Origin of the sequence: Tessaracoccus palaemonis, assembly GCF_019316905.1 — a bacterium.
Taxonomy (GTDB): domain Bacteria; phylum Actinomycetota; class Actinomycetes; order Propionibacteriales; family Propionibacteriaceae; genus Arachnia; species Arachnia palaemonis.
In genome coordinates this window covers 2355204-2378647 of the sequence record NZ_CP079216.1, presented here as the reverse complement: position 1 = coordinate 2378647, position 23444 = coordinate 2355204, and the positions used below count along the sequence as shown (strand labels likewise).

Annotated in this window: 21 protein-coding genes; 16 read left to right on the top strand and 5 right to left on the bottom strand. The window is 71.0% G+C overall.

Annotated features, from left to right (window positions below; all coding sequences use genetic code 11):
- The first annotated feature begins 80 nt into the window (after positions 1-80).
- Entirely contained in the window at positions 81-1025 is a 945-nt protein-coding gene (locus KDB89_RS10805; protein WP_219080907.1) for an NAD(P)-dependent oxidoreductase, read from the top strand.
- Between the two features lie 38 nt (positions 1026-1063).
- Positions 1064-1969: a cation diffusion facilitator family transporter gene (locus KDB89_RS10800; RefSeq protein WP_219080905.1), complete on the top strand. Its 906-nt coding sequence runs from the start codon at positions 1064-1066 to the stop codon at positions 1967-1969.
- A gap of 701 nt (positions 1970-2670) precedes the next feature.
- Here the strand turns inward: KDB89_RS10800 and dhaL are convergent.
- Both dhaL and KDB89_RS10790 read right to left on the bottom strand, forming a co-directional pair.
- A complete protein-coding gene (dhaL, locus tag KDB89_RS10795) occupies positions 2671-3312 on the bottom strand; it encodes a dihydroxyacetone kinase subunit DhaL (protein ID WP_219080903.1) in 642 nt (213 codons plus the stop codon).
- A gap of 75 nt (positions 3313-3387) precedes the next feature.
- Positions 3388-3636, bottom strand: coding sequence for a PLD nuclease N-terminal domain-containing protein (locus tag KDB89_RS10790; RefSeq protein WP_219080901.1), 249 nt, complete (start codon positions 3634-3636; stop codon positions 3388-3390).
- Positions 3637-3700: 64 nt separating this feature from the next.
- Between KDB89_RS10790 and KDB89_RS10785 the strand changes: the two genes are divergently transcribed.
- Genes KDB89_RS10785 through menD form a run of 4 tightly spaced genes read left to right on the top strand, consistent with a single transcriptional unit; the run spans position 3701 to position 8062 of the window.
- The gene (locus KDB89_RS10785; protein WP_219080899.1) at positions 3701-4711 is read left to right on the top strand and encodes an AMP-binding protein; all 1011 of its coding nucleotides are present in this window, start codon (positions 3701-3703) and stop codon (positions 4709-4711) included.
- Entirely contained in the window at positions 4708-5598 is an 891-nt protein-coding gene (locus KDB89_RS10780; RefSeq protein ID WP_219080897.1) for a 1,4-dihydroxy-2-naphthoate polyprenyltransferase, read from the top strand. Before KDB89_RS10785 ends, KDB89_RS10780 begins: the two co-directional genes overlap by 4 nt.
- Positions 5595-6548, top strand: a complete 954-nt coding sequence (locus KDB89_RS10775) for an o-succinylbenzoate synthase (protein WP_219080895.1) — start codon at positions 5595-5597, stop codon at positions 6546-6548. The genes KDB89_RS10780 and KDB89_RS10775 overlap by 4 nt, the downstream gene beginning before the upstream one ends.
- On the top strand, positions 6545-8062 hold the full coding sequence (menD, locus tag KDB89_RS10770) for a 2-succinyl-5-enolpyruvyl-6-hydroxy-3-cyclohexene-1-carboxylic-acid synthase (RefSeq protein WP_219080893.1): 1518 nt from the start codon (positions 6545-6547) through the stop codon (positions 8060-8062). The genes KDB89_RS10775 and menD overlap by 4 nt, the downstream gene beginning before the upstream one ends.
- 130 nt (positions 8063-8192) lie before the next feature.
- Here menD and KDB89_RS10765 read toward each other — a convergent pair whose 3' ends face one another.
- Both KDB89_RS10765 and KDB89_RS10760 read right to left on the bottom strand, forming a co-directional pair.
- Entirely contained in the window at positions 8193-9896 is a 1704-nt protein-coding gene (locus tag KDB89_RS10765; RefSeq protein WP_219080891.1) for a TM0106 family RecB-like putative nuclease, read from the bottom strand.
- 8 nt (positions 9897-9904) lie between these two features.
- Positions 9905-10600, bottom strand: coding sequence for a demethylmenaquinone methyltransferase (locus tag KDB89_RS10760; protein ID WP_219080889.1), 696 nt, complete (start codon positions 10598-10600; stop codon positions 9905-9907).
- Between the two features lie 85 nt (positions 10601-10685).
- Between KDB89_RS10760 and KDB89_RS10755 the strand changes: the two genes are divergently transcribed.
- Both KDB89_RS10755 and KDB89_RS10750 read left to right on the top strand, forming a co-directional pair.
- Positions 10686-11330, top strand: a complete 645-nt coding sequence (locus tag KDB89_RS10755) for an ABC transporter ATP-binding protein (protein WP_219080888.1) — start codon at positions 10686-10688, stop codon at positions 11328-11330.
- A complete protein-coding gene (locus tag KDB89_RS10750; protein ID WP_219080886.1) occupies positions 11330-12964 on the top strand; it encodes a DUF6297 family protein in 1635 nt (544 codons plus the stop codon). The genes KDB89_RS10755 and KDB89_RS10750 overlap by 1 nt, the downstream gene beginning before the upstream one ends.
- A gap of 210 nt (positions 12965-13174) precedes the next feature.
- Here the strand turns inward: KDB89_RS10750 and KDB89_RS10745 are convergent, their stop codons facing one another.
- On the bottom strand, positions 13175-14437 hold the full coding sequence (locus tag KDB89_RS10745) for an isochorismate synthase (protein WP_219080884.1): 1263 nt from the start codon (positions 14435-14437) through the stop codon (positions 13175-13177).
- Between the two features lie 272 nt (positions 14438-14709).
- Here KDB89_RS10745 and KDB89_RS10740 point away from each other — a divergent pair, with 272 nt between their 5' ends.
- From KDB89_RS10740 to KDB89_RS10705, 8 genes are read left to right on the top strand one after another with little or no spacing between them, the layout of a single operon-like run.
- Complete coding sequence (locus tag KDB89_RS10740) at positions 14710-15999, top strand: geranylgeranyl reductase family protein (protein WP_219080882.1); 1290 nt, start codon at positions 14710-14712, stop codon at positions 15997-15999.
- Positions 16000-16017: 18 nt separating this feature from the next.
- Positions 16018-16377: an NADH-quinone oxidoreductase subunit A gene (locus KDB89_RS10735; RefSeq protein WP_219080880.1), complete on the top strand. Its 360-nt coding sequence runs from the start codon at positions 16018-16020 to the stop codon at positions 16375-16377.
- A 16-nt stretch (positions 16378-16393) separates the two neighbouring features.
- Positions 16394-16948: a NuoB/complex I 20 kDa subunit family protein gene (locus KDB89_RS10730; protein ID WP_219080878.1), complete on the top strand. Its 555-nt coding sequence runs from the start codon at positions 16394-16396 to the stop codon at positions 16946-16948.
- The gene (locus tag KDB89_RS10725) at positions 16945-17646 is read left to right on the top strand and encodes an NADH-quinone oxidoreductase subunit C (protein ID WP_219080876.1); all 702 of its coding nucleotides are present in this window, start codon (positions 16945-16947) and stop codon (positions 17644-17646) included. The genes KDB89_RS10730 and KDB89_RS10725 overlap by 4 nt, the downstream gene beginning before the upstream one ends.
- Complete coding sequence (locus KDB89_RS10720; RefSeq protein WP_219080874.1) at positions 17646-18998, top strand: NADH-quinone oxidoreductase subunit D; 1353 nt, start codon at positions 17646-17648, stop codon at positions 18996-18998. Before KDB89_RS10725 ends, KDB89_RS10720 begins: the two co-directional genes overlap by 1 nt.
- The gene (nuoE, locus tag KDB89_RS10715) at positions 18995-19738 is read left to right on the top strand and encodes an NADH-quinone oxidoreductase subunit NuoE (protein WP_219080872.1); all 744 of its coding nucleotides are present in this window, start codon (positions 18995-18997) and stop codon (positions 19736-19738) included. The genes KDB89_RS10720 and nuoE overlap by 4 nt, the downstream gene beginning before the upstream one ends.
- Positions 19735-21048: an NADH-quinone oxidoreductase subunit NuoF gene (gene nuoF, locus KDB89_RS10710; RefSeq protein WP_219080870.1), complete on the top strand. Its 1314-nt coding sequence runs from the start codon at positions 19735-19737 to the stop codon at positions 21046-21048. Before nuoE ends, nuoF begins: the two co-directional genes overlap by 4 nt.
- Positions 21045-23444: an NADH-quinone oxidoreductase subunit G gene (locus KDB89_RS10705; RefSeq protein ID WP_219080868.1), complete on the top strand. Its 2400-nt coding sequence runs from the start codon at positions 21045-21047 to the stop codon at positions 23442-23444. Before nuoF ends, KDB89_RS10705 begins: the two co-directional genes overlap by 4 nt.

Below are 23444 nucleotides of genomic sequence, written 5' to 3'. Positions count from 1 at the left end.
ATTACCTACTGAGTTGCCCCTTCGCCCAGTCGGGTCTGTGCCATGCTGGGCGAAATCGACCCCCGAGGAGTGGATTGACTGTGAAGGTCCTTGTCCCCGACGCCGTGCGCGACACCATGCCCCCGATCGACGGCGTGGAGTACGTCATCATCCCCGCGTCCAGCCCCGTCCCCGACGAGCACCTCGACGCCGAGGTCCTGGTGGCCTGGGGGCAGCCGCCCGCGGTCCTGCAGGACGCCGCCCGGCGCATGACAGGGCTCAGGCTCGTCCAGGGTTTCCTCGCCGGGCCCGACTCCATGGTCGCAGCCGGCTTCCCCGAGGGCGTGCAGCTGTCCAGCGGCGTCGGCCTGCACGACGGCCCCGTCGCGGAGCACGCGCTCGGCATGGCGCTGGCGCTCGTGCGTAACGTCCCGCTGGCGCTGCAGCGCATGTGCGAGCACGCCTGGGACCCGTACCTCAACGGGTCGGTGGAACCGCGCGGGGCCGACGGCAGCGTCTCCACACTGAACGGCGCCAATGTCACGATCTGGGGTTTCGGGTCGATCGCGTCGCGACTCGCGCCGCTGCTGACCGCCCTGGGTGCCCGCGTCACCGGGGCCGCCCGCTCCGCCGGCGAACGGCACGGCTACCCGGTGGTGGCCGAGGACCGGCTGGCCGCGACGCTCGCCGAAACCGACCTGCTGGTGATGATCCTGCCGACCAGCCCCTCCACCGCGAAGGCCCTCGACGCGGAGCGGCTCGGACAGCTGAAGCCAGGCGCGCTGCTGGTCAACGTGGGGCGCGGCAGCACCGTCGACGAGGCGGCGCTGATCGAGGCGCTGACCTCGGGTCGGCTCGCTGGCGCGGCGATCGACGTCGCGGCGACCGAGCCGCTGCCCGGCGACTCCCCGCTCTGGGACGCGCCGAACCTGCTCATCACGCCCCACGTCGCGGGCGGCCGTCCTCAGAACCCTGGTGACCTGCTGCGGCACAACATCGACGCCGTCCTCCGCGGCGAGGGGGACGTGACCAACCCGATCCGGTGACGTTGCGTCACGCGTGACGCGCAAGGGACGATGGAGGCATGAGTTCCCCCCGCGTCGACCTGACCAAGTTCGCCTGGCTGTCCATCGCGACGGCGCTCGTCACCATCGCGCTGAAGGCCGGTGCGTGGCTGTTGACGGGGTCGGTCGGCCTGCTGTCGGACGCCGCCGAGTCCGTGGTGAACCTCGTGGCCGCCGTCGTCGCGCTCATCGCGTTGCGGGTCGCGGCAAAGCCAGCCGACAAGAACCACCATTTCGGGCACTCCAAGGCCGAGTACTTCTCCTCGGCCATCGAGGGCGTCATGATCTTCGTGGCCGCCGCCGTGATCGTCGTGCTGGCCATCCGCCGCCTGCTCGAGCCCCAGCCGCTCGAACAGGTCGGGATCGGCCTGCTGATCTCCATCGTCGCTGCGCTCATCAACGGCGCGGTGGCGATGGTGCTGCTCCGCGCCGGCCGCCGGCACAACTCCATCACGCTGCGCGCCGACGGCAACCACCTGATGACCGACCTCATCACGTCCGTCGGCGTCGTCGTCGGCGTCGGCCTGGTCGCTCTGACAGGGTGGATCTGGCTCGACCCCGTCGTCGCGCTGCTGGTGGGCATCAACATCCTCTGGACCGGCTGGCGGCTCGTCTCCGAGTCGGCCTCCGGCCTGATGGACGAGGCGCTGCCGAAGGAGACCAACCAGCGTCTCCGCGAGATCCTGGCCGAGCACAGCACCGACTACGTCAAGTTCCACGCCATGCGCACGCGCGTCTCGGGGGCGCGGGCGTTCATGGAGATGCACATGCTCGTGCCGGGGGAGTGGAGCGTGAAGCGCGGACACGACCAGCTGGAGGATCTCGTCGACGAGATCCGGGCCGAGTTCCCCGACCTCTACGTGACCGGCCACCTCGAGCCCGTCGAGGACCCCCGCAGCTACGAGGACGAGTTCCTCGACAGCTGAGTCGCCCGGAGTAATCCGCCTCGCTCCGCTCGGCGCCCTTCGACGAGCTCAGGGATCCGGAGGTGAGCTCAGAGAACCGGAGGCGAGCTCAGGGAACCACCCGGTTCGTTGAGCCTGTCGAAACGCCCTGAGCGCAGCGAAGGGTCTCAGCTCGGCAACAGGGTTTCGCCTCGCTTCGCTCGGCGCCCTTCGACGAGCTCAGGGAACCGGAGGCGAGCTCAGGGAACCACCCGGTTCGTTGAGCACTTCGACGGGCTCAGCACAGGCTTGTCGAAACGCCTTCCCGGTTCGTTGAGCCTGTCGAAACGCCTCCCCGGTTCGTTGAGCCTGTCGAAACGCCCTGAGCGGAGCGAAGGGTCTCAGCCCGGCAACAGGGTTTCGCCTCGCTCCGCTCGGCGCCCTTCGACGAGCTCAGGGAACCGGGGACGGGCTCAGGGAACCGGAGACGAGCTCAGGGAACCGGAGGCGAGCTCAGGGAACCACCCGGTTCGTTGAGCCTGTCGAAACGCCCTGAGCGGAGCGAAGGGTCTCAGCTCGGCAACAGGGTTTCGCCTCGCTCCGCTCGGCGCCCTTCGACGAGCTCAGGGAACCGGAGACGAGCTCAGGGAACCGGAGGCGAGCTCAGGGAACCGGAGGCGAGCTCAGGGAACCGGAGGCGAGCTCAGGGAACCGGAGACGAGGTCAGGGAACCGGAGACGGGGTCAGGCGGCCCTGGCGCGCAACTCCTCGCGGATGCGGGTCGCGCCGGTGCGCAGGATGAGAGCGGTTGACACGGCGCCGGGGTCGACGACGCCGACCGAGCTCTCGGACTTCAGCGCGGAGCGGCCGCGGTGCGCGACCATCGCGGCGGTCGCGTCGCGGGCCTCGTCGGCCGCGTCGACGGCGTCGAGGATCGCCGACTCCAGGTCGGCCCCGCGTCGGGCGTCGGCCTCGAGGGAGTCGATGGCCGGCAGCAGCACGTCGACCATGGTCTTGTCGCCCCGCACGGCCTTGCCGCGCGCCATCACACCGTTGGTGCCCTGCCGCAGCGACGCGGCGACGCCGGCAAGCGTGAGGTGCTCAGGCCAGGTTGCGCCCACCCGCAGCAGCAGGGTGCCGAACAGCGGGCCGGAGGCGCCGCCCACGGTCCCGACCAGGGACATGCCCACCTGGCGCATCGCGTCGTTGGCGTGGGGACACTCGCTCAGGTCGAGCCGGCGGGCCGCCGCGAAGCCGCGGTACATGTTCGTGCCGTGATCCCCGTCCCCCAGGATGCCGTCCAGTTCATTCAGCTCGTCGACGCGCCCTTCAAACACGTGGGTGCACTCGTCGAGCCACTCGGAGACGGCAGCCACGGTCGGCATGGGGGTCCTTTCGGTCGATGGGGGAATCTCGATTCTCCCACAAGTCCGTCGGGGCTCCCCGCCACGGCGCAAGCGTCAGCGCAGGCCGCGGAGGAAGTCCTCGTCATCGTCGGGGGCCTTCGCGACGCGCGGCGAAGGCGTGCCCGCGCTGGGGCGGCCGAAGAACAGCCAGCTGAGCGGACCGACGACCGGCGCGCAGATCACCAGGAAGGCCCACAGCCAGCGCGGCATCGCGCGGACCTGTCCCGCTCTGCTCTGGGCGACCTCGACCACGCAGTACACGGTGAGCATCACCACTGCGACGATGAGGAGAACCCGGATCATGCGGCAAGTCTACCGTCGGTTCGCCTGCCCCGGCGGGCGGCCCGCGACCGATAGTCTGGCGGACATGGACGTCGACCGGGTGCAGGCCTTCCTCGACGGAGGGCCCGGCCTCTGGCTCGCCGACGGTGACGGCGTCGCCCCCGACGGCTGCGCTGTCGTGGCGACGTCGGGCTCGACCGGGTCCGCCAAGCTCGTGATCCTGAGCCGGTCGGCGCTCGTCGCAGCCGCTGAGGCGGCCGTCCAGCGGCTCGGCTATCGCGCGACCTGGCACCTGGCCCTGTCCCCGCGCTACGTGGCGGGGCTGATGGTGCTCGTCCGCGGCCTGCTCGGCGCCGGCGTGCGCGAGGCTTCAGCGTCCCTGGGGGACCTCGACCCGGCCCCCGGCCGCAACTGCCTCTCGATCGTCGCGACGCAGTTGTACCGCGCGCTGGACGACCCCGAGACCGCGTCGCGGCTTGCCGCCTTCGATGCCGTGCTGGTCGGGGGAGCCGCGCTCGGCGCCGAGCTGCGGGCCAGGGCCGAGGCCGCGGGCATCCCCGTCATCGAGACCTACGGCATGAGCGAGACGTGCGGCGGCGTCGTGTGGGACGGCGTCCCGCTGCCCGGCGTCGACATCCGGCTCGGTGAGCACGGCCGCGTCGCCATCGCCGGGCCGACGGTGTTCGCCGGCTACCTCGGGCGACCGGAGTTGACCGCCGCGACCCTGGTCGACGGCGCGGTCCTGACCGCCGACCGGGCGCACGTCGCCGACGGGCGGATCGCCATCGACGGCCGCTTCGACGACGTCGTGATCAGTGGCGGGGTCAACGTCGACCTGGCGGTCGTGCGTGCGGCGGTCGCGGCGCTGGACCCGGAGACCGCGGTGCTGTCGGAGCCCGACGCGGAGTGGGGCGTCATCGTCGTCCTGGTGGCGACGGGCGGCACGCTCGCAGGCTGGCGCGACCGGCTCCGCGGCAGTCTGCCGAGCCCGTTCCTGCCGCGCAGGTTGGTCCTTGTCGATCGCCTACCGCGCACGCAGGGGGGCAAGCCAGACCGCGTGAAGCTGCGCCACCTCCTAGACTCGTCGGCGACATGAACTCCTCTCTTGCAGTCTGGGTCGCCGGCGCGCGGCCCCGCACGCTCCCCGCAGCCATCGCACCCATCCTCGCCGGAGCCGCCTCGGCGCTGGCCGTCGCGGGGGCGACGGGGGGCCGGTTCTGGCTCATCACGGCCCTGTGCGCGGTCGTCGCTCTCGCGCTGCAGGTCGGCGTCAACTACGCCAACGACTACTCCGACGGCGTCCGCGGTACCGACGACGACCGTGTCGGGCCGCTGCGGCTCGTCGGCTCCGGGCTCGCATCCGCCCAGGCCGTCAGGACGGCCGCGTTCGCCGCCTTCGGCGTGGGCGCCGTAGCCGGGCTCGTCGTCGTGGCGCTCAGCGGCCAGTGGTGGCTGCTGCTCGTCGGCGCCGTGAGCATCGTCGCCGCCTGGTTCTATACCGGCGGGACGACACCCTACGGCTACCTCGGCCTCGGCGAGGTGATGGTCTTCGTGTTCTTCGGGCTCGTCGCCACGGTCGGCACCACCTACGTGCTCGCCGGCGTCGCCCCGCTGCACGCCTGGCTCGCCGGGGCGGCGGTCGGGGCGCTGGCCAGCGGCATCCTGGTCGCCAACAACCTGCGCGACATCGCCACCGACCGCGTCGCCGGGAAGCTGACGCTGCCCGCCCGCCTCGGCGACCCCCGCTCGCGCATCTTCTACGCCGGCCTCTGCGCCTTCGCAGGGGTCTGCGTCGTCGGGTTCGCGGCGCTGACCACCTGGTGGGCGCTGCTCGCACTGCTCGGGCTGCTGCTGCTCGTCGCGCCGCTGCGGCTCGTGCTCGGCGGCGCCATGGGGCCGAGGCTCATCCCGGTCATCCAGGGGACTGGCATGGCCGAGATCGGCATCGGGCTCGGGCTGCTGGTGGGGACGTTCCTCGCATGACCGCGGCGCCGTTCGTCTACGACATCCCGATGGCCGTCGGCTTCCGCGGCATCGCGCGCCGCTCGGGGGTGCTCTTCGAGGGGCCCGCCGGGTGGGCCGAGTGGAGCCCTTTTCCCGAGTATGACGACGAGGAGGCGGCGCCGTGGCTGGTCGCGGCCCTCGAGTGTGCCGCCGACGGGTTCCCCGAGCCGGTGCGCGACACCGTCGAGGTGAACGGCATCGTCCCGGCGCTTGCCCCGCAGGCGGCCGCCGACCGCGCCGTCGCGTCGGGCTGTCACACCATCAAAGTCAAGGTCGCCGGGCCGGGGTCCGTACTCGGCGACGACCTCGCCCGCGTCCGCGCCGTCCGCGCCGCCCTGCCCGAGGCCAGGCTCCGCATCGACGCCAACGGCGGGTGGGACCTTGCCACCGCGACCCGCGCGCTGGAGGCGCTCGAGCCCCTGCGGCTGGAGTACGCCGAGCAGCCGTGCGCCAGCGTCAACGACCTGGCTGCGCTGCGCTCCCGCCACACGGGCGTCCTGATCGCCGCGGACGAGTCGATCCGCCGGGCCTCGGACCCGCTGCGCGTTCGCGACGCGGGCGCCGCCGACGTCGCCGTGCTCAAGGTGCAGCCCATCGGCGGGATCCGCGCCTGCCTGGACCTGGCCGCGGACCTCGGCCTGCCCGTCGTGGTGTCCAGCGCCGTCGAGACATCAGTCGGGCTGCGGGCCGGCCTCGCGCTGGCAGCTGCGCTGCCCGAGCTGCCGTACGCCTGCGGGCTCGAGACGTCGCGACTGCTTGCCGGCGACGTCACCGGCGAGCCGCTGGCCCCCGTGGACGGGGCGCTGCCGGTGCGGGACGTGGCCGTCGACCCGTCGCTGCTCGCCGCGCACCGCGCCGACGACGATCTGCGGGACTTCTGGCTCCGGCGCCTTGCGCGGGTGTCGCGGATCGTGGAGGAGGCCAGATGAGCAGCATCGCGCTGGGCGCGACCATCGTCGACGCCCTGATCGGGGCCGGCGTCACCGACGTCGTGCTGGCGCCCGGCTCCCGGAGCGCGGCCCTGGCACTGGCCGTCGACCGCGCCGCGAAGGAGGGGAGCCTCAGGCTGCACGTCCGCGTGGACGAGCGCGTCGCCGGCTTCACCGCGCTCGGGATCGCGAAGGCGAGCCGTCGCGCGGTGGCCGTCGTCACCACGTCGGGCACCGCCACCGCCAACCTCGGGCCCGCCGCCATGGAGGCCACCGCGGCCGGCGTTCCGCTGCTGCTGATCACCGCCGACCGGCCGGCGCACCTCGTCGGGAGCGGGGCCAACCAGACCGGCGACCAGGCGGGCATCCTCGGCCCGTCGGCGCTCGCCGTTCTCAGGATCGGCTCCGAGTCGGGCGACGGGAACGACTGGGCCGCGGTGGTCCAGCGGGGCGTCGTGCTTGCGGAGGGCCGTCGGACCCGCCGCGCGGGGGCGGTGCAGGTCAACGTCGAGTTCGCTCCGCCGCTGGTGGGCGAGCTGCCCCCGGCCCGGCCCCGTCCACTGCGCGTCTCGCCGTCGGCGGGGCACAGCACCGTCGACCTGGACTCCCGGCGCACCGTCGTGCTCGTCGGGGACGCGACCCCCGAGGAGGGCGCGGAGGCCCGCGCCCTGGCGGAGCTCAGCGGGGCGCCGCTGCTCGCCGAGCCGTCGTCCAACGCGCGCGTCGGGGCCAACGCCGTGCCGGACTACCGGCTGCGGCTGGGCGCGCTCGGCGGCGACGTCGAGCGGGTCGTCGTGTTCGGGCATCCGACCCTGTCACGCCCGGTCACCACGCTGCTGTCCCGCGACGACGTCGAGCTGGTCGTGGTCAGCCCCGGGGCCACGTGGGTCGACCCGGGGCATCGCGCGGCGGTCGTCGCCGACCGCGTGCTGCTCGAGGATCAGGACCCCGAGTGGCTGCCGCGCTGGTTCGAGCCCCTGCCCGAGGCCACCCCTCCGACCGGCCGGGACCTCGTCGCCCGGACTGTGCTCGAGTCGCTCGGACCCGAGGACGACCTCGTGCTCGGCGCCAGCTCGATCATCCGCTCCGCCGACCTCGCCCCCATCCGGGAGCGCGGCCCGCGGGCGTTCGCGAACCGCGGCCTGGCGGGCATCGACGGCACCGTCGCCACCGCGACGGGGCTCGCGCTCGCGACCGGGCATCCCACGACCGTGCTGCTCGGCGACCTCACGGCCCAGCACGACCTCGGCGCCCTCGTGCGACCCCCGTCGGAGCCGTGGCCGGAGCGGCTGCGGGTGGTGGTCGTCGACGATCGCGGCGGCTCGATCTTCCGCGGCCTGGAGCAGGGGGCGCCTGAGTACGCCGACAGCTTCGACCGCGTGTTCCTCACGCCCCAGGGCGTTGACCTGGTGGCGGTCGCCGCGGCGCTCGGCTGGCGGGCGGTCCGGGTCGTGCCCGACGACCTCGCCGCCACGCTGGCCGGCGACGCCGAGTTCATCGTCGTCGACGTCTAGACGCCACCCTTACCGACCGACGCCACCCTTACTGACGGACGCCACCCTTCTCGACACATGCCACCGCCATGGCGGTGGCATGTGCGAAGAGGGGTAGCGTCTGCGCACAAGGGTGGCGTGTGGCACCCCGTCAGCCGGCAGGGAGGGCCCGGTCCTGGGCCGCGATCCACTCGCGCACGGCCAGCGTCGCGCGGACGTCGTCCTCGTTGTACTCCAGCACCCGGTCTCGGGCAGCGGCCCGCGCCTCGGGGCCGGGGCCGTCGACGGCCTCGTTGAACCACGACTGCGACGCGAGGCCGCCGGGCTCCTCGTCGCGCCAGGAGAAGCCGGCGCCCTTGTGCGCGACGACCTTCAGCCCCAGCCCGTCGACGCCGACGAAGTTGTCGCGGACGTAGCCGAACAGGTCGACGAAGTGGTCCCTGATCAGACCCGCGGCCTGGGCCAGGGCGGGGTCGCCCGTGCGCTCCGCCAGGCGTCGGATGTGGATCGTCTCGTAGTCGCTGTAGTGGTAGACGCGCAGGTCGGGGTGTTCCGCGGCCAGGGCGACGAGCCAGCGCGCGAACTCCGCGGCCAGCTCGCCCTCCTCGGGCTTGCTCAGGTGGTCGAAGCGGCTGAAGTGCTCGAAGCGGGTCCCTGACGCGTCCGTGACCAGCGCGCCCCACAGGTAGACGGTGCCGTCGTCGGCCGTCTCGATGTCCAGGTCGACCTCGAAGGTCGAGCGGGGCACGCCGATCGGGTCGTCGGTGACGCGCTCCAGGTCGACGCCGGCGGCCAGCATCCGGGCCCGACGGGCGGCCTGCCTCAGGCGCTGTTCCGAGCGGTCGCGGTGTCCGGTCAGCGGCAGGTACGACGGCAGGAGGGCCTCGACGTCGGTGGTGGCCAGCTCAGCGACGGTGTTGATGCCGAGGCTCAGCAGCGTCTGCAACTCCCGCACGTCGAGCGGCGCCTTCGAGATCCGCAGCGAGAGGTCGTCGTCGTCGATCATCGGGCGGCAGACCTGCCACCAGGCGCACCACTCGCACTCCTTGACGCGGATAGGGCGTACGACCGGCGGCGGGTCGTCGACCCCGGTACGTGTCATGGCGCTCTCGGCGACGTGGAGCCGGAACCTGAACTCGTGGTCGTAGCGCTCGAGGGCGGAGCGCAGCTTGTGTCCGGCGGACTTCGAGTAGGTGCGGATGAACTTGGCGTTGAGGTCGATCCAGGTGACGGTCGGCTCCGCGCTGAGCGCCCGGTCGTCGCCGACCAGCCCGACCCACGCGTCGGCCGACGAGAAGCCGCAGGCCTCCAGGAGACGCCAGTGGTGCACCAGCTCGAGCAGCGCCCCCTCGCGGTAGGTGCGGAACCGCGTCTTCGGGAGTTCCTCGAGCGTGCCGGGGTCGGCCAACGTCGAGGTGCGGAGGCTGGGCGCGCCAGTGTGCTTTTCCCGCACCCGGTAGGGCTTGACCTTGAGCGGCCAGTAGCCGGGGGAGCCCTCCGCATGGTCGACGCCGCGCACGAGCGCGTCGGGGCGGCCGCTTCGGTGCCCCTCCAGGTCCAGCGGCAGGACGCCGCCGATGATCACGGGCGCGCCGGCACCCAGCGCGGCGAGCGTCGCGGCCTCGCGCTCGGTCCACAGCCGGGCCTCGCCGGCGGGCACCCGCAGGTCCACCGCGTCGGGGACCTCGGCGAGTCGCGAGAGCACCTCGTCGCGGAAGTCGGAACCGCCCTGGAACGACTCGCGCAGCGACTCATCGAGGGGTGTGGTGGGCTTCTCCAGCGTGGGGTCGAAGGTGTGGTGCGTCTTCACCGGGCAGGAACGCGCGGCGTAGGCGTCGAGAACGATGGTGTCCACGTCGAGCGTTAGGCCTTCCAGGCGCGGTGCAGCGCGACGATGCCGCCGGCGTGGTTCTGCCACTCGACGTCGTCCCAGCCGGATGCGACGAGGAGGTCGGCCAGCCCGCGCTGGTCGGGCCAGGCGAGGATCGACTCGGCGAGGTAGCCGTAGGCGACGGGGTTGCTCGACAGCTTCGCGATGCGGGGGAGCGCCGCCATCAGGTACTCGGTGTAGATGTGGCGGAACACCGTGTTCGTGGGCGTGGAGAACTCGGCGATCACGACGCGGCCACCGGGCCTCGTCACCCGGAGCATCTCGCGGAGCGCGGCCGAGGTGTCCTCGACGTTGCGCAGGCCGTAGGAGATGGTCACCGCGTCGAACGTGTCGTCGCGGAAGGGCAGCGCCAGGGCGTCGCCGGCCACGAAGTCGATCGCAGGCTGCTGGACCCGGCCCTGGCGCAGCATGCCGAGCGAGATGTCGCTGGCCACCACGAACGCTCCGGACTCCGCGAAGGATGCCGAACTCGTGCCCGTCCCTGCGGCGAGGTCGAGGATGCGCTGGCCCTCGCGCGGCGCGACCGCCGCGACGGTCGCCCGCCGCCAGCTGTGCACCTGGCCGAGGCTCAGCACAGTGTTGAACAGGTCGTAGCGCTTCGCCACCCCGTCGAACATGGCGGCGACGTCCACCCGCTTCTTGTCCAGACCGGCGCGCTGATTCTGCATGCGGTAACCCTAGCGCCGCGCAGGTGGGACCGCCCGCCGAACCCAGCGGACCTCGATGTGCGCTGTGTTGGGCCTGTGGGTGACAATGGAAAGCGTGGCTAAGAAAGACGTAGTGCTCCAGGTGGACAACCTCAAGAAGGGCTATGGCCCCGTGACCATCGTGGAGAACTTCTCCATGAAGGTGCATGCGGGTGAGGCCGTCGCGCTCACAGGGCGCAACGGTGCCGGCAAGTCCACCGTGCTGCGCTGCCTCGTCGGGGCGGACCGCCCCAGCGAGGGGACCGTCGCGGTCAACGGCGTGAAGGTCTCCGAGACCAACCCGGTGATCCGGCGCGAGGTGGCGACCGTGATCGACGACCTCGACTTCTTCCCCGACCTCAGCGTCGTGGAGCACCTCGATCTGCTCGCCCGTGCCCACGGCCTGACCGACCCGGACGCGCTCGTCGACGAGGTGCTGGAGGAGGTGCAGCTCGTGCCGCAGGCCGGCCAGCTGCCGTCCACCCTGTCGTCGGGCCAGCGTCGCCGTCTGGCTCTCGCGACCGCCTTCGTCCGGCCCCGCTCGCTGCTGGTGCTCGACGAGCCGGAGCAGCGACTCGACGTCGAGGGCGTCGAGTGGCTCGGTCGTCGCCTGAAGCAGGAGCTGGCAGGCGGGCTCGCCATCGTGCTCGCCAGCCACGAGCCGACCCTCCTCGAGGCCATCGGCGCCCGTCAGCTGAGGCTGGGCGCCTGATGACGACCACCGACCCCCGCTTCGGCGAGATCGGCGTCGTCGACGAGAAGCAGCTCACGCTGCTGATGCGCGACTGGCGCAAGGGTCGCGCCGACCGCAACATCCTCCAGGCGCTCTCCGACGGCTACGTCATGGTGTTCAGCATCGTGCTGATCGGCGCCATGATCATCTCCTCGATCGTGCGGGCCCAGCAGGACGTCGCCGGCTGTACGGCCGAGGGCTGCCTCGCGGCCCGGAGCCTGCTGCCGTGGGCATCCGTCGCCGGGATCCTCGCGTTCACCCTTGTCATCTCGCGCATGTTCGGCCCGGTCGTCGCGTCGGCCGCCGAGGGCTTCTGGCTGATGGACGGTCCCACCGACCGTCGTCGGCTCTTGGCGCGCCGCCTCGTGGCCGCCGTCGCGTTGGCCTTCGGCGCGGGCGTGCTGTTCGGCGCGCTGATCGCCGCGCTGACGGGATCGCCGCTGCCGAACATCGGCATCTGGGCGCTGGCCGGCGGCTTCGGTGCCGCGGGCCTCGTGGCCTTCGCGGCCGCCGAGCAGGGCGCCGAGCGCGCCTGGATCATCGTGACGCTGCAGTGGCTGATCGGCGCCGTCGCCATCGGCACCATGGTCGCGCTCGTCGGCGGGGCGGCCGGCTGGTTCGCCCTCGGCGGGCTCGCGACGTTGTCGGTCGAGCTGGCGTTCATCATCGCCGGCGTCGGCGCGCTGCTGATCGTCGTCGCGGGGTTCATCGCCTACCGCCGACTCACCAACATCCGCCGCCAGCGGCTCACGTCGGGCGGCTCGCTGCTCAGCGGCCTGCAGGGCGCGGCCTTCGCCCTGGAGTTCGCGCTGATCCGCGACATCATCGTCGAGGCCAAGTCCAAGGCGCGCGGGCACGTGAACCCCACCCGCGGCACCGGCTCCGGCATGACGGCGCTGGTGTGGCGCGACGTGCAGCGCCTGTGGCGTCAGCCCCTCCCTCTCGTGACGCTGCTCGGCTCCGCCGTCGTGCCCTACGCGGTGCAGGCGCTCGGTCTGGCGCAGATCAGCCCGCCCATCTCGGCGCTGGTGCTGATGTTCGCGCTGGTCCCGTTCATGAACTCGCTGCGCGTCCTGACGCGGACCAAGGGTCTCCAGCGGTGCTTCCCCTACGACCCGGCACAGGTCAAGCAGGCTGCCATGATCGTGCCCGCGATCCTCGCGCTGCTCTGGTCGACGGCCGTCGTGCCGGCGTTCCTCGGCCTCGCGGGCGGCGCCGAGGCCGACATCGTGACGGCCATCAGCTCCGCTCTGGTGACCGGCATCGCAGGCCTGCTGGCCGCGATCCGCTGGATCTCCGCCAAGCCCGCCGACTACTCGGGTCCCATCGTCGCCACCGGCGCGGGCGCCATGCCCCCCGGCCTGATCTTCTCGCTGCTGCGCGGCTTCGACATGGTGGCGCTCGTCACCCTGCCGATCGTGTTCGGCTGGCCGGTGTGGATCTCGCTGGTGCTCGCCGTCATCGCGTTCAGCTTCCTGCGCTCGGGCTTCGACAAGGACCAGCTGTTCGAACAGCAGGAGGAGCAGAAGCGTCTCCTGGAAGAGGAGAAGGCCCGCCGCTCCGGCGCCGCCGCCCCGGGCAAGCAGAAGATCCAGGTCCAGCGGAAGCGCTGACGCCGCCCACCCCGTCGTCACCACCCCGCCGACGCGGTCACCCCTCGCTGGGTGGCCGGGTCGCCCCTCTGCAGACGCCAACGAAATACACGGACGCCAACGATATTCGCGCGAATATCGTTGGCGTCCGTGATTACCGTTGGCGTCGCGGAAATATCGTTGGCGTCTGCGGGAATGGTGCCGGGCCGGGGAGCCGGGGGAGTTGGGTCGTCAGCTTGGGGCGACGCCGAGGGCCTGGAGCATCGGCACGAACTTGGCCGCCGTCTCCTGCACCTCGACGCTGGGCGTCGAGTCGGCCACGATGCCGGCGCCCGCGAACAGTTGGATGGACTCCGGGGACTCGGGGCGGACCTGGCCGCCGCGCAGCGCGATGGCCCATTCCCCGTCGCCGTCCATGTCGACCCAGCCGACGGGGCCGGCGTAGCGGCCGCGGTCGATGGTCTCGACCTCCGCGATGATGTCCATCGCCAGGTGCGTCGGGGTGCCGCACACCGCGGCGCTGGGGTGCAGGGCAGCCGCGAGAGCGAGCGAGGTGGCGCCCGGCTCGACGACGCCCGTGACGTCCGTGGCCAGGTGCATGACGTTGGGCAGCCGCAGCACCGACGGGGAATCCGGCACGTTCATCGCCCGACAGTAGGGCGCAAGCGCGTCGGCCACGGAGCGGACGGCGAAGGCGTGCTCCGACATGTCCTTCTCGGACCGGGCGAGCTCGGCCGCCAGGGTGAGCGGATCGACGGCGCCACTGCCGTCCTGCCAGACGGTGCCCGCGAGCACCCGGGAGGTCACGAGCCCGCCCTGGCGGCGCAGCAGCAGTTCGGGGGTCGCGCCGACCAGGCCGTCGATCAGATACGCCCAGGTCATGGGGTAGGTCTCGAGGAGGCGGCCGTAGATGTGGCGGAGGTCGAGGGGACCGTCGGCCTTGAGGTGCAGGTCGCGGGCGAGCACGACCTTGTCGACCTCGCCGCTGCGGATCAGCGTGACGACCTCGGCGACGATGCGCTCCCATTCGCCCCGCCGCAGCGATCCGCCCATCTGGGTGATGTGACCGGGGCGGCGGGTCGGCTCGCCGGGGGAGGGGAGTGCGGTTCCCCGCCGGGCATCTCCGAGCCTGGTCATCCAGGCGAGGTCGCCGCGTCGGCCGATGATGACCTGCGGGACCGTGAGGACCGAGCGCTCCATCGAGCGGTCGGGATCGAAGATGAAGGAGCCGAGCGCCAGTGGGCCGGTCCCGAACTCGCCCGGCAGTTCGGAATCGTGGTCGATCTGGTTGGAGATCTCGTCCCACCACACGTCTGCGGCGTCGAGGCGGTCGGTCTCGAAGCGCGCTACTTCGCCCAGGGCGACGACGCCGTCGCCGCGTCGGATGAAGGCGCTGCCCTGGCCGGACTCCGGCAGGAAGCGCTCAAGGGGACCGGGATCGGCGATCGCCACTGTCGTGGCGCGCATGCGTGCGGTGCCGAAGTCGAGAATCACCCTCTGGAGCATACTGGGGCGTCCGAATGCTGGGCGACCCGGTGCGTCGCGTGTCCGCCATCGTGGGATGCCGACCGGCGCCGACCGGCGCCGCCGGGCCCTGACCTGAGGACCTCCGGACCTCCCGGTAATTAAGCAAAAGGAATCTCTCGAAAAGATTCTCAAAGCCCCTTGTCAAGGCACTGTCGGTCCGACTTTCCCCTCGTTTGTCCGAAAACTTTGACGGCCCCTAGACTGATCGCTGAATCTGATCAGAGCTGAGGAGCCGCTTCATGTCGTTCGCCAGTCCCTCGGGGGAAAGTGGTCCCACGGAGTCTGACGTCATCGTCGTCGGGGCCGGCCCTGGAGGGTCGACGACCGCGGCCTACCTGGCGCAGCACGGGCTGAACGTGACACTGCTGGAGAAGTCGGAGTTTCCGCGTGAGAAGGTGTGCGGCGACGGCCTGACCCCCCGCGCCACGAGGGCACTCACGCGACTGGGCGTCGACACCTCGCTGGAGAACGGCTGGCTCCACAACAAGGGCCTGCGTGTCTACGGCGGACGCACCGAACCGTTCGAGATGGACTGGCCGGACCTCACCGACTTCCCGCCCTACGGCCTCGTCCGTCCCCGCGCCGACTTCGACGACATGCTGGCGAAGCACGCCGTCGCGGCGGGCGCCACACTGCTCCAGAACACCAACGTCGACGGCGCGATCCTCGACGACCGCACCGGCCGCATCACGGGCGTCACGACCAAGGACGGCCGCCGCTACCACGCGCCGCTGGTCGTCGCGGCCGACGGCAACTCGTCGCGGCTGGCGGTCTCGATGGGCCTCAACAAGCGCGAGGACCGGCCGATGGGCGTGGCGGTGCGCACGTACTACACGAGCCCCCGTACCAACGACGACTACCTGGAGAGCTGGCTCGAGCTCTGGGACGGCGAGCGCGGCAAGTCCAACCTGATGCCCGGCTACGGCTGGGTCTTCGGGATGGGCGACGGCACCTGCAACGTCGGCCTCGGCGTGCTCAACACGTCGAAGGGCTTCGGTAAGACCGACTACCGCGAGCTGCTGAAGCGCTGGACCGACGGCACCCCCGAGGAGTGGGGTTTCCGCGAGCAGAACCAGATCGGCAAGGTGCAGGGCGCCGCGCTGCCGATGGCCTTCAACCGCCAGCCCGCCTACGGCCGTGGCCTCGTGCTCGTCGGCGACGCCGGGGGCATGGTCAACCCGTTCAACGGCGAGGGCATCAGCTACGCGATGGAGTCCGCGGAGATGGCCGCCGACGCGATCGTCGAGGCCCGCTCGCGCGGCTTCAACACCAGCTCGGCAGAGCGCGCGATGCGCGCCTATCCCGAGCGTCTCAAGGCTGAACTCGGCGGCTACTTCCGCCTCGGCACCGTCTTCGTGAAGCTCATCGGCGACCCCCGGATCATGAAGCTCTGCACCACCTACGGACTGCCGCGGCCGAGGCTCATGCGCTTCGTCCACAAGCTGCTCGCAAATCTGACCGACGCGCACGACGGCGATGCGGCCGACCGCATCATCAACGCGCTCTGCAAGGCCGCCCCGTCGGCCTGATCCGGAAGGAATCCAAGGATGAATCCCTACATCCCCATCGTGGGCATGGTGATCCTGGCGACCGCGTTCGTCCTGATCTCCATGGGGCTGAGCCTCGTCGTCGGCCCGCGTCGCTACAACCGCGCGAAGTACGACAGCTACGAGTGCGGCATCCATCCCACCCCGCAGCCCGCCGGCGGAGGCAAGTTCCCAGTCAAGTACTACATCACGGCGATGATGTTCATCGTCTTCGACATCGAGGTCGTCTTCCTGCTGCCGTGGGCCGTGGCGTACAACCAGCTCGGCTGGTTCACGAAGATCGCGATGATCATCTTCATCGTGCTCTTCTTCATCCCCTACTTCTATGTCCTGCGCCGCAAGGGCCTCGACTGGGAATGATCGGAAGGATCTGAACATGGGAATCGAAGACAAGCTCCCCAGCGGCATCCTCCTGACCACGGTCGAGGGGGTGTTCGGCTGGCTGCGCAAGGCGTCGTTCTGGCCCGCGACCATGGGTCTGGCCTGCTGCGCGATCGAGATGATGGCCTACGGCACCCCGCGTTACGACGCGGGTCGGTGGGGCCAGGAGGTGTTCCGCGCGTCGCCGCGTCAGGCCGACCTGATGATCGTGTCGGGCCGCGTCTCGCAGAAGATGGCGCCGGTCATCCGCCAGGTGTACGACCAGATGCCGAACCCCAAGTGGGTCATCTCGATGGGCGCCTGCGCGTCCTCGGGTGGCATGTTCAACAACTACGCCGTCGTGCAGGGCTGCGACCACTTCCTGCCGGTCGACATGTACATCCCCGGCTGCCCGCCCCGCCCCGACATGCTGATCGACGCGATGTTCAAGCTGCGCGAGAAGGTCCAGCACCGCCCGATCGGCCCGAACGAGGCCGCCGCGATCGAGGAGGCCGAGCAGGTCGCCCTCGCCGCCCCCGCCAAGATCGAGATGAAGGGCCTCATGCGATGAGCGAGCAGACCCCCGAGAACACCGAGAATCTGCCCTCGGCCGGAGAGCCGACGCCGAAGGCGCCCGTCTTCGAGGAGAAGAAGGGCATGTGGTCGCGCGGTTCCAGCGACACCTCCGGATACAACCTGCTCGACCGCGAACTGGCGATGCCGGGAGCCTCGCAGCCGCCCTTCGGCGAGCCGTTCGACGCCATCTACAACCGCGCCCTCGAGGTCGTCCCCGAGTTGCGGGGGGCGCTGGTGCTGTTCGACCGCGGCGAGCTGACGATCTACGTCCCCCGCGAGCACCTCCTGAAGACCGTGGCGCAGTTCCGCGACGACGCCTTCCTCCGCTTCGAGGTCTGCATGTCCGTCTCCGGCGTGCACTACCCGCAGCAGAGGGGCGCGGAGCTCCACAGCGTCTACCACCTGATGAGCTTCACCCACAACCGCCGCGTGCGGCTCGAGGTCAGCTGCCCCGAGGAGGACGCGCACATCCCGTCGGTCGTCGGCACGTACCCGATGGCCGACTGGCACGAGCGCGAGACCTGGGACATGTTCGGGATCATCTACGACGACCACCCGGCCCTGACCCGCATCCTGATGCCCGACGACTGGAAGGGCCACCCGCAGCGGAAGGACTACCCGCTCGGCGGCGTCGACGTCGAGTACAAGGGCGCCAAGGTCCCCGCCCCCGACAACCGGAGGAGCTACTCCTGATGAGCACCCACGCAGCCACTGAGGACATCTTCGCCGGCTCGGGCGGCGAGCCGAAGGCCGACCGCGTCTACCTGGCGCAGGGTGGCGACTGGGCCGACATCGCGGGCGAGCAGGCCGAGCGCGGCGACGAGACCATCGTCGTCAACATGGGCCCGCAGCACCCGTCGACGCACGGCGTGCTCCGCCTCATCCTCGAGATGGACGGCGAGACCGTCACCTCGATCCGCCCCGGCATCGGTTTCCTGCACACCGGCATCGAGAAGAACATGGAGTTCAAGACCTGGACCCAGGGCGTGACCTATGTCACGCGCATGGACTACGTCGCGCCCCTGTTCAACGAGGTCGCCTACTGTCTGGCGGTCGAGAAGCTGCTCGGCATCACCGACGACATCCCCGAGCGGGCCAGCATCATCCGCGTGCTCGTCATGGAGCTCAACCGCATCGCCTCCCACCTGGTCGCCATGGGCACCGGCGGCATGGAGATCGGCGCCCTGACGGTCATGACCATCGCGTTCCGCGAGCGTGAGATGATCCTCGACTTCCTCGAGGGCCTGTCCGGTCTGCGCATGAACCACGCGTACGTCCGCCCCGGCGGCGTGGCCAACGACCTGCCGGAGGACGGCATCAGCCACCTGCGCACGGTCATCGACTGGCTGAAGAAGCACCTGCCCGAGTACGCGACGTTCTGCAACGAGAACCCGATCTTCATCAACCGCCTCTCGAACGTCGGCGTGCTCGACCTGAGCGCCTGCATGGCACTCGGCGTCACCGGCCCCCGACTCCGGGGCACCGGCTACGGCTACGACCTGCGCAGGATGCAGCCATACTGCGGCTACGAGACGTACGACTTCGACGTCGTCACCTGGCCCTCGAACGACTGCTACGGCGCGTTCCGGATCCGCCTGCAGGAGTGCTGGGAGTCGCTCAAGATCGTCGAGCAGTGCCTCGAGCGCCTCGAGCGCACGCAGGGCCAGCCTGTCATGGTCGCCGACAAGAAGATCGCGTGGCCCGCGCAGCTGGCGCTCGGCCCCGATGGCCAGGGCAACTCGAACGAGCACATCAAGCACATCATGGGCGAGTCCATGGAGGCGCTGATCCACCACTTCAAGATCGTGACCGAGGGCTTCAAGGTGCCGGTCGGTCAGGTCTACCAGGCCATCGAGTCGCCCAAGGGCGAGCTCGCCTGCCACCTGGTCTCCGACGGCGGCACCCGTCCCTACCGGGCCCACTTCCGTGACCCGGGCTTCAACCACCTGCAGGCCATCCCGGCGATGTGTGAGAACGGCATGATGTCCGATGTCGTCGTCGCCGTCGCCAGCCTCGACCCCGTCCTTGGAGGTGTGGACCGATGAGCGGCCACTTCGAGAGCCATTTCCCCGAGTCCGGCTCGGTCGACTACGCGGACCAGTCCACGAACATCGACGAGACCACCATCAGCGAGCTGCGCCTGCTCGCAGGCCGCTACCCGCAGCCCCGCTCGGCGCTGCTGCCGATGCTGCACCTGGTGCAGAGCGTCGACGGCCGGGTCAGCCCCCGTGGCATCGAGGTCTGCGCCGACATCCTGGGCATCTCCACCGCCCAGGTCTCCGGCGTGGCCACCTTCTACACCATGTACAAGCGGCGCCCGGCGGGCAAGCACCACGTCGGTGTCTGCACGACGGCGCTGTGCGCGGTGATGGGCGGCGACATTCTGCTGGAGCGCGCCAAGAAACGCCTCGGCATCGACGAGAACCAGACGACGCCCGACGGCCAGGTCTCGCTCGAGCGCCTCGAGTGCAACGCGGCCTGCGACTTCGCCCCGGTGATGATGGTCAACTGGGAGTTCTTCGACAACATGACCCCCGAGAAGGCGGACGAGCTGCTCGACAAGCTCACCCGCGACGAGGAGGTCAAGTCCCCGCGCGGGGCCACGCTGACCTCCTGGAAGCAGGCCGAGCGGGTGCTCGCCGGCTTCCCCGACGGCCGCGCCGACGAGGGCCCGTCCGCGGGCGAGGCCTCGACGCTGGGCCGCCGCCTCGCCGACGAGAACAGCTGGGCCGCCCCCGCCGCCGACGCGGCGCCGGCCCCCGCCCCTGAGGAGGCCGCGAAGTGACCGACCTGCTGACTCCGGTACTGAGCGCCCACTGGGGCGATGAGCAGTCCTGGAAGCTGGCCCGCTACGAGGCGACCGGCGGCTACCGTGCGCTGCGCACCGCGCTCGGCATGTCTCCCGACGACCTGATCTCGCTCGTCAAGGACGCCAACCTGCGCGGCCGTGGCGGCGCGGGCTTCCCGACGGGCATGAAGTGGTCCTTCGTCCCGCAGGACAACCCGAACCCGAAGTACCTCGTCGTCAACGCCGACGAGTCGGAGCCGGGCACCTGCAAGGACATGCCGCTCATGCTGGCGACGCCGCACACCCTCGTCGAGGGCGTCATCATCGCGTCGTACGCCATCCGCGCCAAGCACGCGTTCATCTACTGTCGCGGCGAGGTCCTGCACGTGATCCGCCGCCTGCAGCAGGCCGTGCGCGAGGCCTACGCGGCCGGCTATCTCGGCAAGAACATCATGGGCACCGGCTACGACCTGGACATCATCGTCCACGCCGGCGCGGGCGCCTACATCTGCGGCGAGGAGACGGCTCTGCTCGACTCGCTCGAGGGCCGCCGCGGGCAACCGCGCCTGCGTCCCCCGTTCCCCGCGGTCGCGGGCCTCTACGCGTCCCCGACGGTGATCAACAACGTCGAGTCCATCGCCTCGGTGCCGTCGATCGTCGCCAACGGCGCGGCCTGGTTCCAGTCCATGGGTACCGAGAAGTCCAAGGGCATGACCCTCTACTCGGTCTCCGGTCACGTGAAGACGCCCGGCCAGTTCGAAGCCCCCATGGGCATCACGCTGCGCCAGCTGATCGAGCTGGGTGGCGGCATGCGCGAGGGCCACGAGCTGAAGTTCTTCACCCCCGGCGGCTCCTCGACCCCGATCCTGACGGCCGATGGCCTCGACCTGCCGCTCGACTACGAGTCGATGGCCGGGGCAGGCACGATGCTCGGCACCAAGGCCCTGCAGGTGTTCGACGAGACCACCTCCGTGGTCCGCACGACGCTGCGCTTCGTCGAGTTCTACAAGCACGAGTCCTGCGGCAAGTGCACCCCGTGCCGCGAGGGATCCTGGTGGCTCGTGCAGCTGCTGATGAAGTTCGAGGCAGGCACCGCACGGGAGGGCGACGTCGACAAGCTCCTCGACCTGTGCGACAACATCGGCGGACGCTCCTTCTGCGCGCTGGCCGACGGTGCCGTGGCGTGCGTGACCAGCGCGGTGCGCCACTTCCGCGCCGAGTTCGAGCTGGGCTACCACACGCCCGCCTGGGAGCTCTTCCCCTACGAGAAGAGCGCGCTGTTCACCACGGAAGGAGACGCGCGATGAGTGTCGAGACGAAGACGGCCTCCGAGGTCGCGCCGAAGCCCGATCTGGTCACGCTGACGATCGACGGGACGCAGGTGAGCGTCCCGAAGGGCACGCTGATCATCCGCGCCGCCGAGATGATCGGCACCGCGATCCCGCGCTTCTGCGATCACCCGCTGCTCGACCCCGTCGGCGCCTGCCGCCAGTGCATGGTCGAGATCCCCGACGCCGGCAACGGCCGCGGCTTCCCGAAGCCCCAGGCGTCCTGCACCATGCCGGTCGCCGAGGGCATGAAGGTCAACACGCAGGTCACGTCCCCCGTCGCCAAGAAGGCGCAGGAGGGCATGCTCGAGCTGTTGCTGATCAACCACCCGCTCGACTGCCCCATCTGCGACAAGGGCGGCGAGTGCCCGCTGCAGAACCAGTCGATGTCGCACGGCCACGGCGAGTCCCGCTTCACCGAACTGAAGCGCACGTTCCCGAAGCCCGTGAGCATCTCCGCGCAGATCCTCCTCGACCGCGAGCGCTGCGTGCTCTGCGCACGCTGCACCCGCTTCTCCGAACAGATCTCCGGCGACCCGTTCATCGCCCTGGTCGAGCGCGGCGCGCTGCAGCAGATCGGCACCTACGAGCAGGACCCGTACGACTCGTACTTCTCCGGCAACGTCGTGCAGATCTGCCCCGTCGGCGCCCTCACGTCGGCCGCCTACCGCTTCCAGGCCCGCCCGTTCGACCTCGTGTCGACGCCGACGACCTGTGAGCACTGCGCGTCCGGCTGCGAGCTGCGCACCGACCACCGTCACCACCAGGTCAAGCGCCGCCTCGCGGGCAACAACCCGGCCGTGAACGAGGAGTGGAACTGCGACAAGGGCCGCTTCGGCTTCATGTACGGCCGCGGCGACGACCGCGTCACCCGTCCGCTCGTCCGCCGCGACGGCGTCCTGCAGCCCGCCAGCTGGCCCGAGGCCATCGACGCCGCGGTCCACGGCCTGCGCGTCGCCGGCACCTCCGTCGGCGTGCAGACCGGCGGCCGCCTCACCGTCGAGAACGCCTACGGCTACGGCAAGTTCGCGCGCGCGGTGCTCGGCACCAACTCGGTCGACTTCCGCTCCCGCCCCGGCTCTGCGGAGGAGGCCGACTTCCTGGCCGCCCACGTCGCGGGCAAGGGGCTCGGCGACTCCGTGCAGTTCACCGACCTGGAGAACGCCGGCCACGTCGTGCTCGTCGCCTTCGAGCCCGAGGACGAGATGCCCAGCATCTTCCTCCGCCTCCGCAAGGGCGTCCGCAAGAAGGGCCTCAAGGTCACCACGCTGGCGCCGTTCGCGTCGCGCGGCACCGTCAAGCTCGGCGCCACGCTGGTCCCGGTCGCCCCCGGCGGCGAGGCCTCCGCGCTGGCCGATCTCGAGGGGCTCGACTCCGGCTCCGTCATCCTGGTGGGGGAGCGCGCCGCGACCCTGCCCGGCCTGCTCACCGCCGCCGTCGCGAAGGCCGACGCCACCGGCGCCCGCCTGGCCTGGATGCCCCGTCGCGCAGGCGACATGGGCGCCATTGAGGCCGGCTGCCTGCCGGCCCTGCTGCCCGGCGGCCGCCCCGTCGCCGACGCGGCCGCCCGCGTCGACGTCGCGTCGCACTGGGGCGTCGAGTCCCTGCCGACGGCCCCCGGCCTGAGCGCCGACGAGCAGTTCGCGGCCTTGGCTGACGGCTCGCTCAAGGCCCTCGTGGTCGCCGGCGTCGATCCGGCCGACCTCGCCGACCCGGACGCCGCGCTGGCAGGCCTCGAGGCCGCCCAGTTCGTCGTCAGCATCGAGCAGCGCCTGAGTCCCGTGACCGAGCGCGCCGACGTCGTGTTCCCCGCCTGCCTCCTCGAGGAGCAGAACGGGCATTTCCTGAACTGGGAGCACCGCGAGGGCCGCGTCCGCATGATCAACAAGGCGACCGTCTCCCCGATGAGCGACCTGCGAATCCTCGCCGCGCTGTCCGACGCGCTGGGCTCCGATCTGGGGTTCCGCGCCGCGAAGCAGGCGTGGGCCGACTTCACCGAGCTCGGCTCCTGGGACGGCGACCGCGCGACCGCGGCCCCCGTCGAGGCCCCCGAGCACGCCGCCGACGGCACGCTGGTCGTCGGCTGGCGCGAGCTGCTCGACGCCTCGAAGGGCACCGACTACGAGCCGGCGCTGCGCGCCACGGCCCGCCCGAACGTCGCGCGTGTCTCCACCGCGACGGCCGAGCGACTCGGCCTCGGCGAGGTCGTCACCGTCAGCCACGGGGCCCGTTCGCTCATCCTGCCTCTCGAGGTGACCGAGCCGATGGTCGACGACGTGGTCTGGGTCCCGCTCAATCCGGGCGCCGACCGTATCTTCGCTGCCCCCGGTACCCCGGTGGTTGTGGCACCCGTCCTCGTGGAAGAAGGGGAGTAG

Excerpts from the sequence above, each read along its gene's own strand:
- KDB89_RS10800 (WP_219080905.1), top strand. The coding sequence starts at position 1,064 with ATGAGTTCCCCCCGCGTCGACCTGACCAAGTTCGCCTGGCTGTCCATC.
- dhaL (WP_219080903.1), bottom strand. The coding sequence starts at position 3,312 with ATGCCGACCGTGGCTGCCGTCTCCGAGTGGCTCGACGAGTGCACCCAC.
- KDB89_RS10790 (WP_219080901.1), bottom strand. The coding sequence starts at position 3,636 with ATGATCCGGGTTCTCCTCATCGTCGCAGTGGTGATGCTCACCGTGTAC.
- KDB89_RS10785 (WP_219080899.1), top strand. The coding sequence starts at position 3,701 with ATGGACGTCGACCGGGTGCAGGCCTTCCTCGACGGAGGGCCCGGCCTC.
- KDB89_RS10780 (WP_219080897.1), top strand. The coding sequence starts at position 4,708 with ATGAACTCCTCTCTTGCAGTCTGGGTCGCCGGCGCGCGGCCCCGCACG.
- KDB89_RS10775 (WP_219080895.1), top strand. The coding sequence starts at position 5,595 with ATGACCGCGGCGCCGTTCGTCTACGACATCCCGATGGCCGTCGGCTTC.
- menD (WP_219080893.1), top strand. The coding sequence starts at position 6,545 with ATGAGCAGCATCGCGCTGGGCGCGACCATCGTCGACGCCCTGATCGGG.
- KDB89_RS10760 (WP_219080889.1), bottom strand. The coding sequence starts at position 10,600 with ATGCAGAATCAGCGCGCCGGTCTGGACAAGAAGCGGGTGGACGTCGCC.
- KDB89_RS10755 (WP_219080888.1), top strand. The coding sequence starts at position 10,686 with ATGGAAAGCGTGGCTAAGAAAGACGTAGTGCTCCAGGTGGACAACCTC.
- KDB89_RS10750 (WP_219080886.1), top strand. The coding sequence starts at position 11,330 with ATGACGACCACCGACCCCCGCTTCGGCGAGATCGGCGTCGTCGACGAG.
- KDB89_RS10740 (WP_219080882.1), top strand. The coding sequence starts at position 14,710 with ATGTCGTTCGCCAGTCCCTCGGGGGAAAGTGGTCCCACGGAGTCTGAC.
- KDB89_RS10735 (WP_219080880.1), top strand. The coding sequence starts at position 16,018 with ATGAATCCCTACATCCCCATCGTGGGCATGGTGATCCTGGCGACCGCG.
- KDB89_RS10730 (WP_219080878.1), top strand. The coding sequence starts at position 16,394 with ATGGGAATCGAAGACAAGCTCCCCAGCGGCATCCTCCTGACCACGGTC.
- KDB89_RS10725 (WP_219080876.1), top strand. The coding sequence starts at position 16,945 with ATGAGCGAGCAGACCCCCGAGAACACCGAGAATCTGCCCTCGGCCGGA.
- KDB89_RS10720 (WP_219080874.1), top strand. The coding sequence starts at position 17,646 with ATGAGCACCCACGCAGCCACTGAGGACATCTTCGCCGGCTCGGGCGGC.
- nuoE (WP_219080872.1), top strand. The coding sequence starts at position 18,995 with ATGAGCGGCCACTTCGAGAGCCATTTCCCCGAGTCCGGCTCGGTCGAC.
- KDB89_RS10705 (WP_219080868.1), top strand. The coding sequence starts at position 21,045 with ATGAGTGTCGAGACGAAGACGGCCTCCGAGGTCGCGCCGAAGCCCGAT.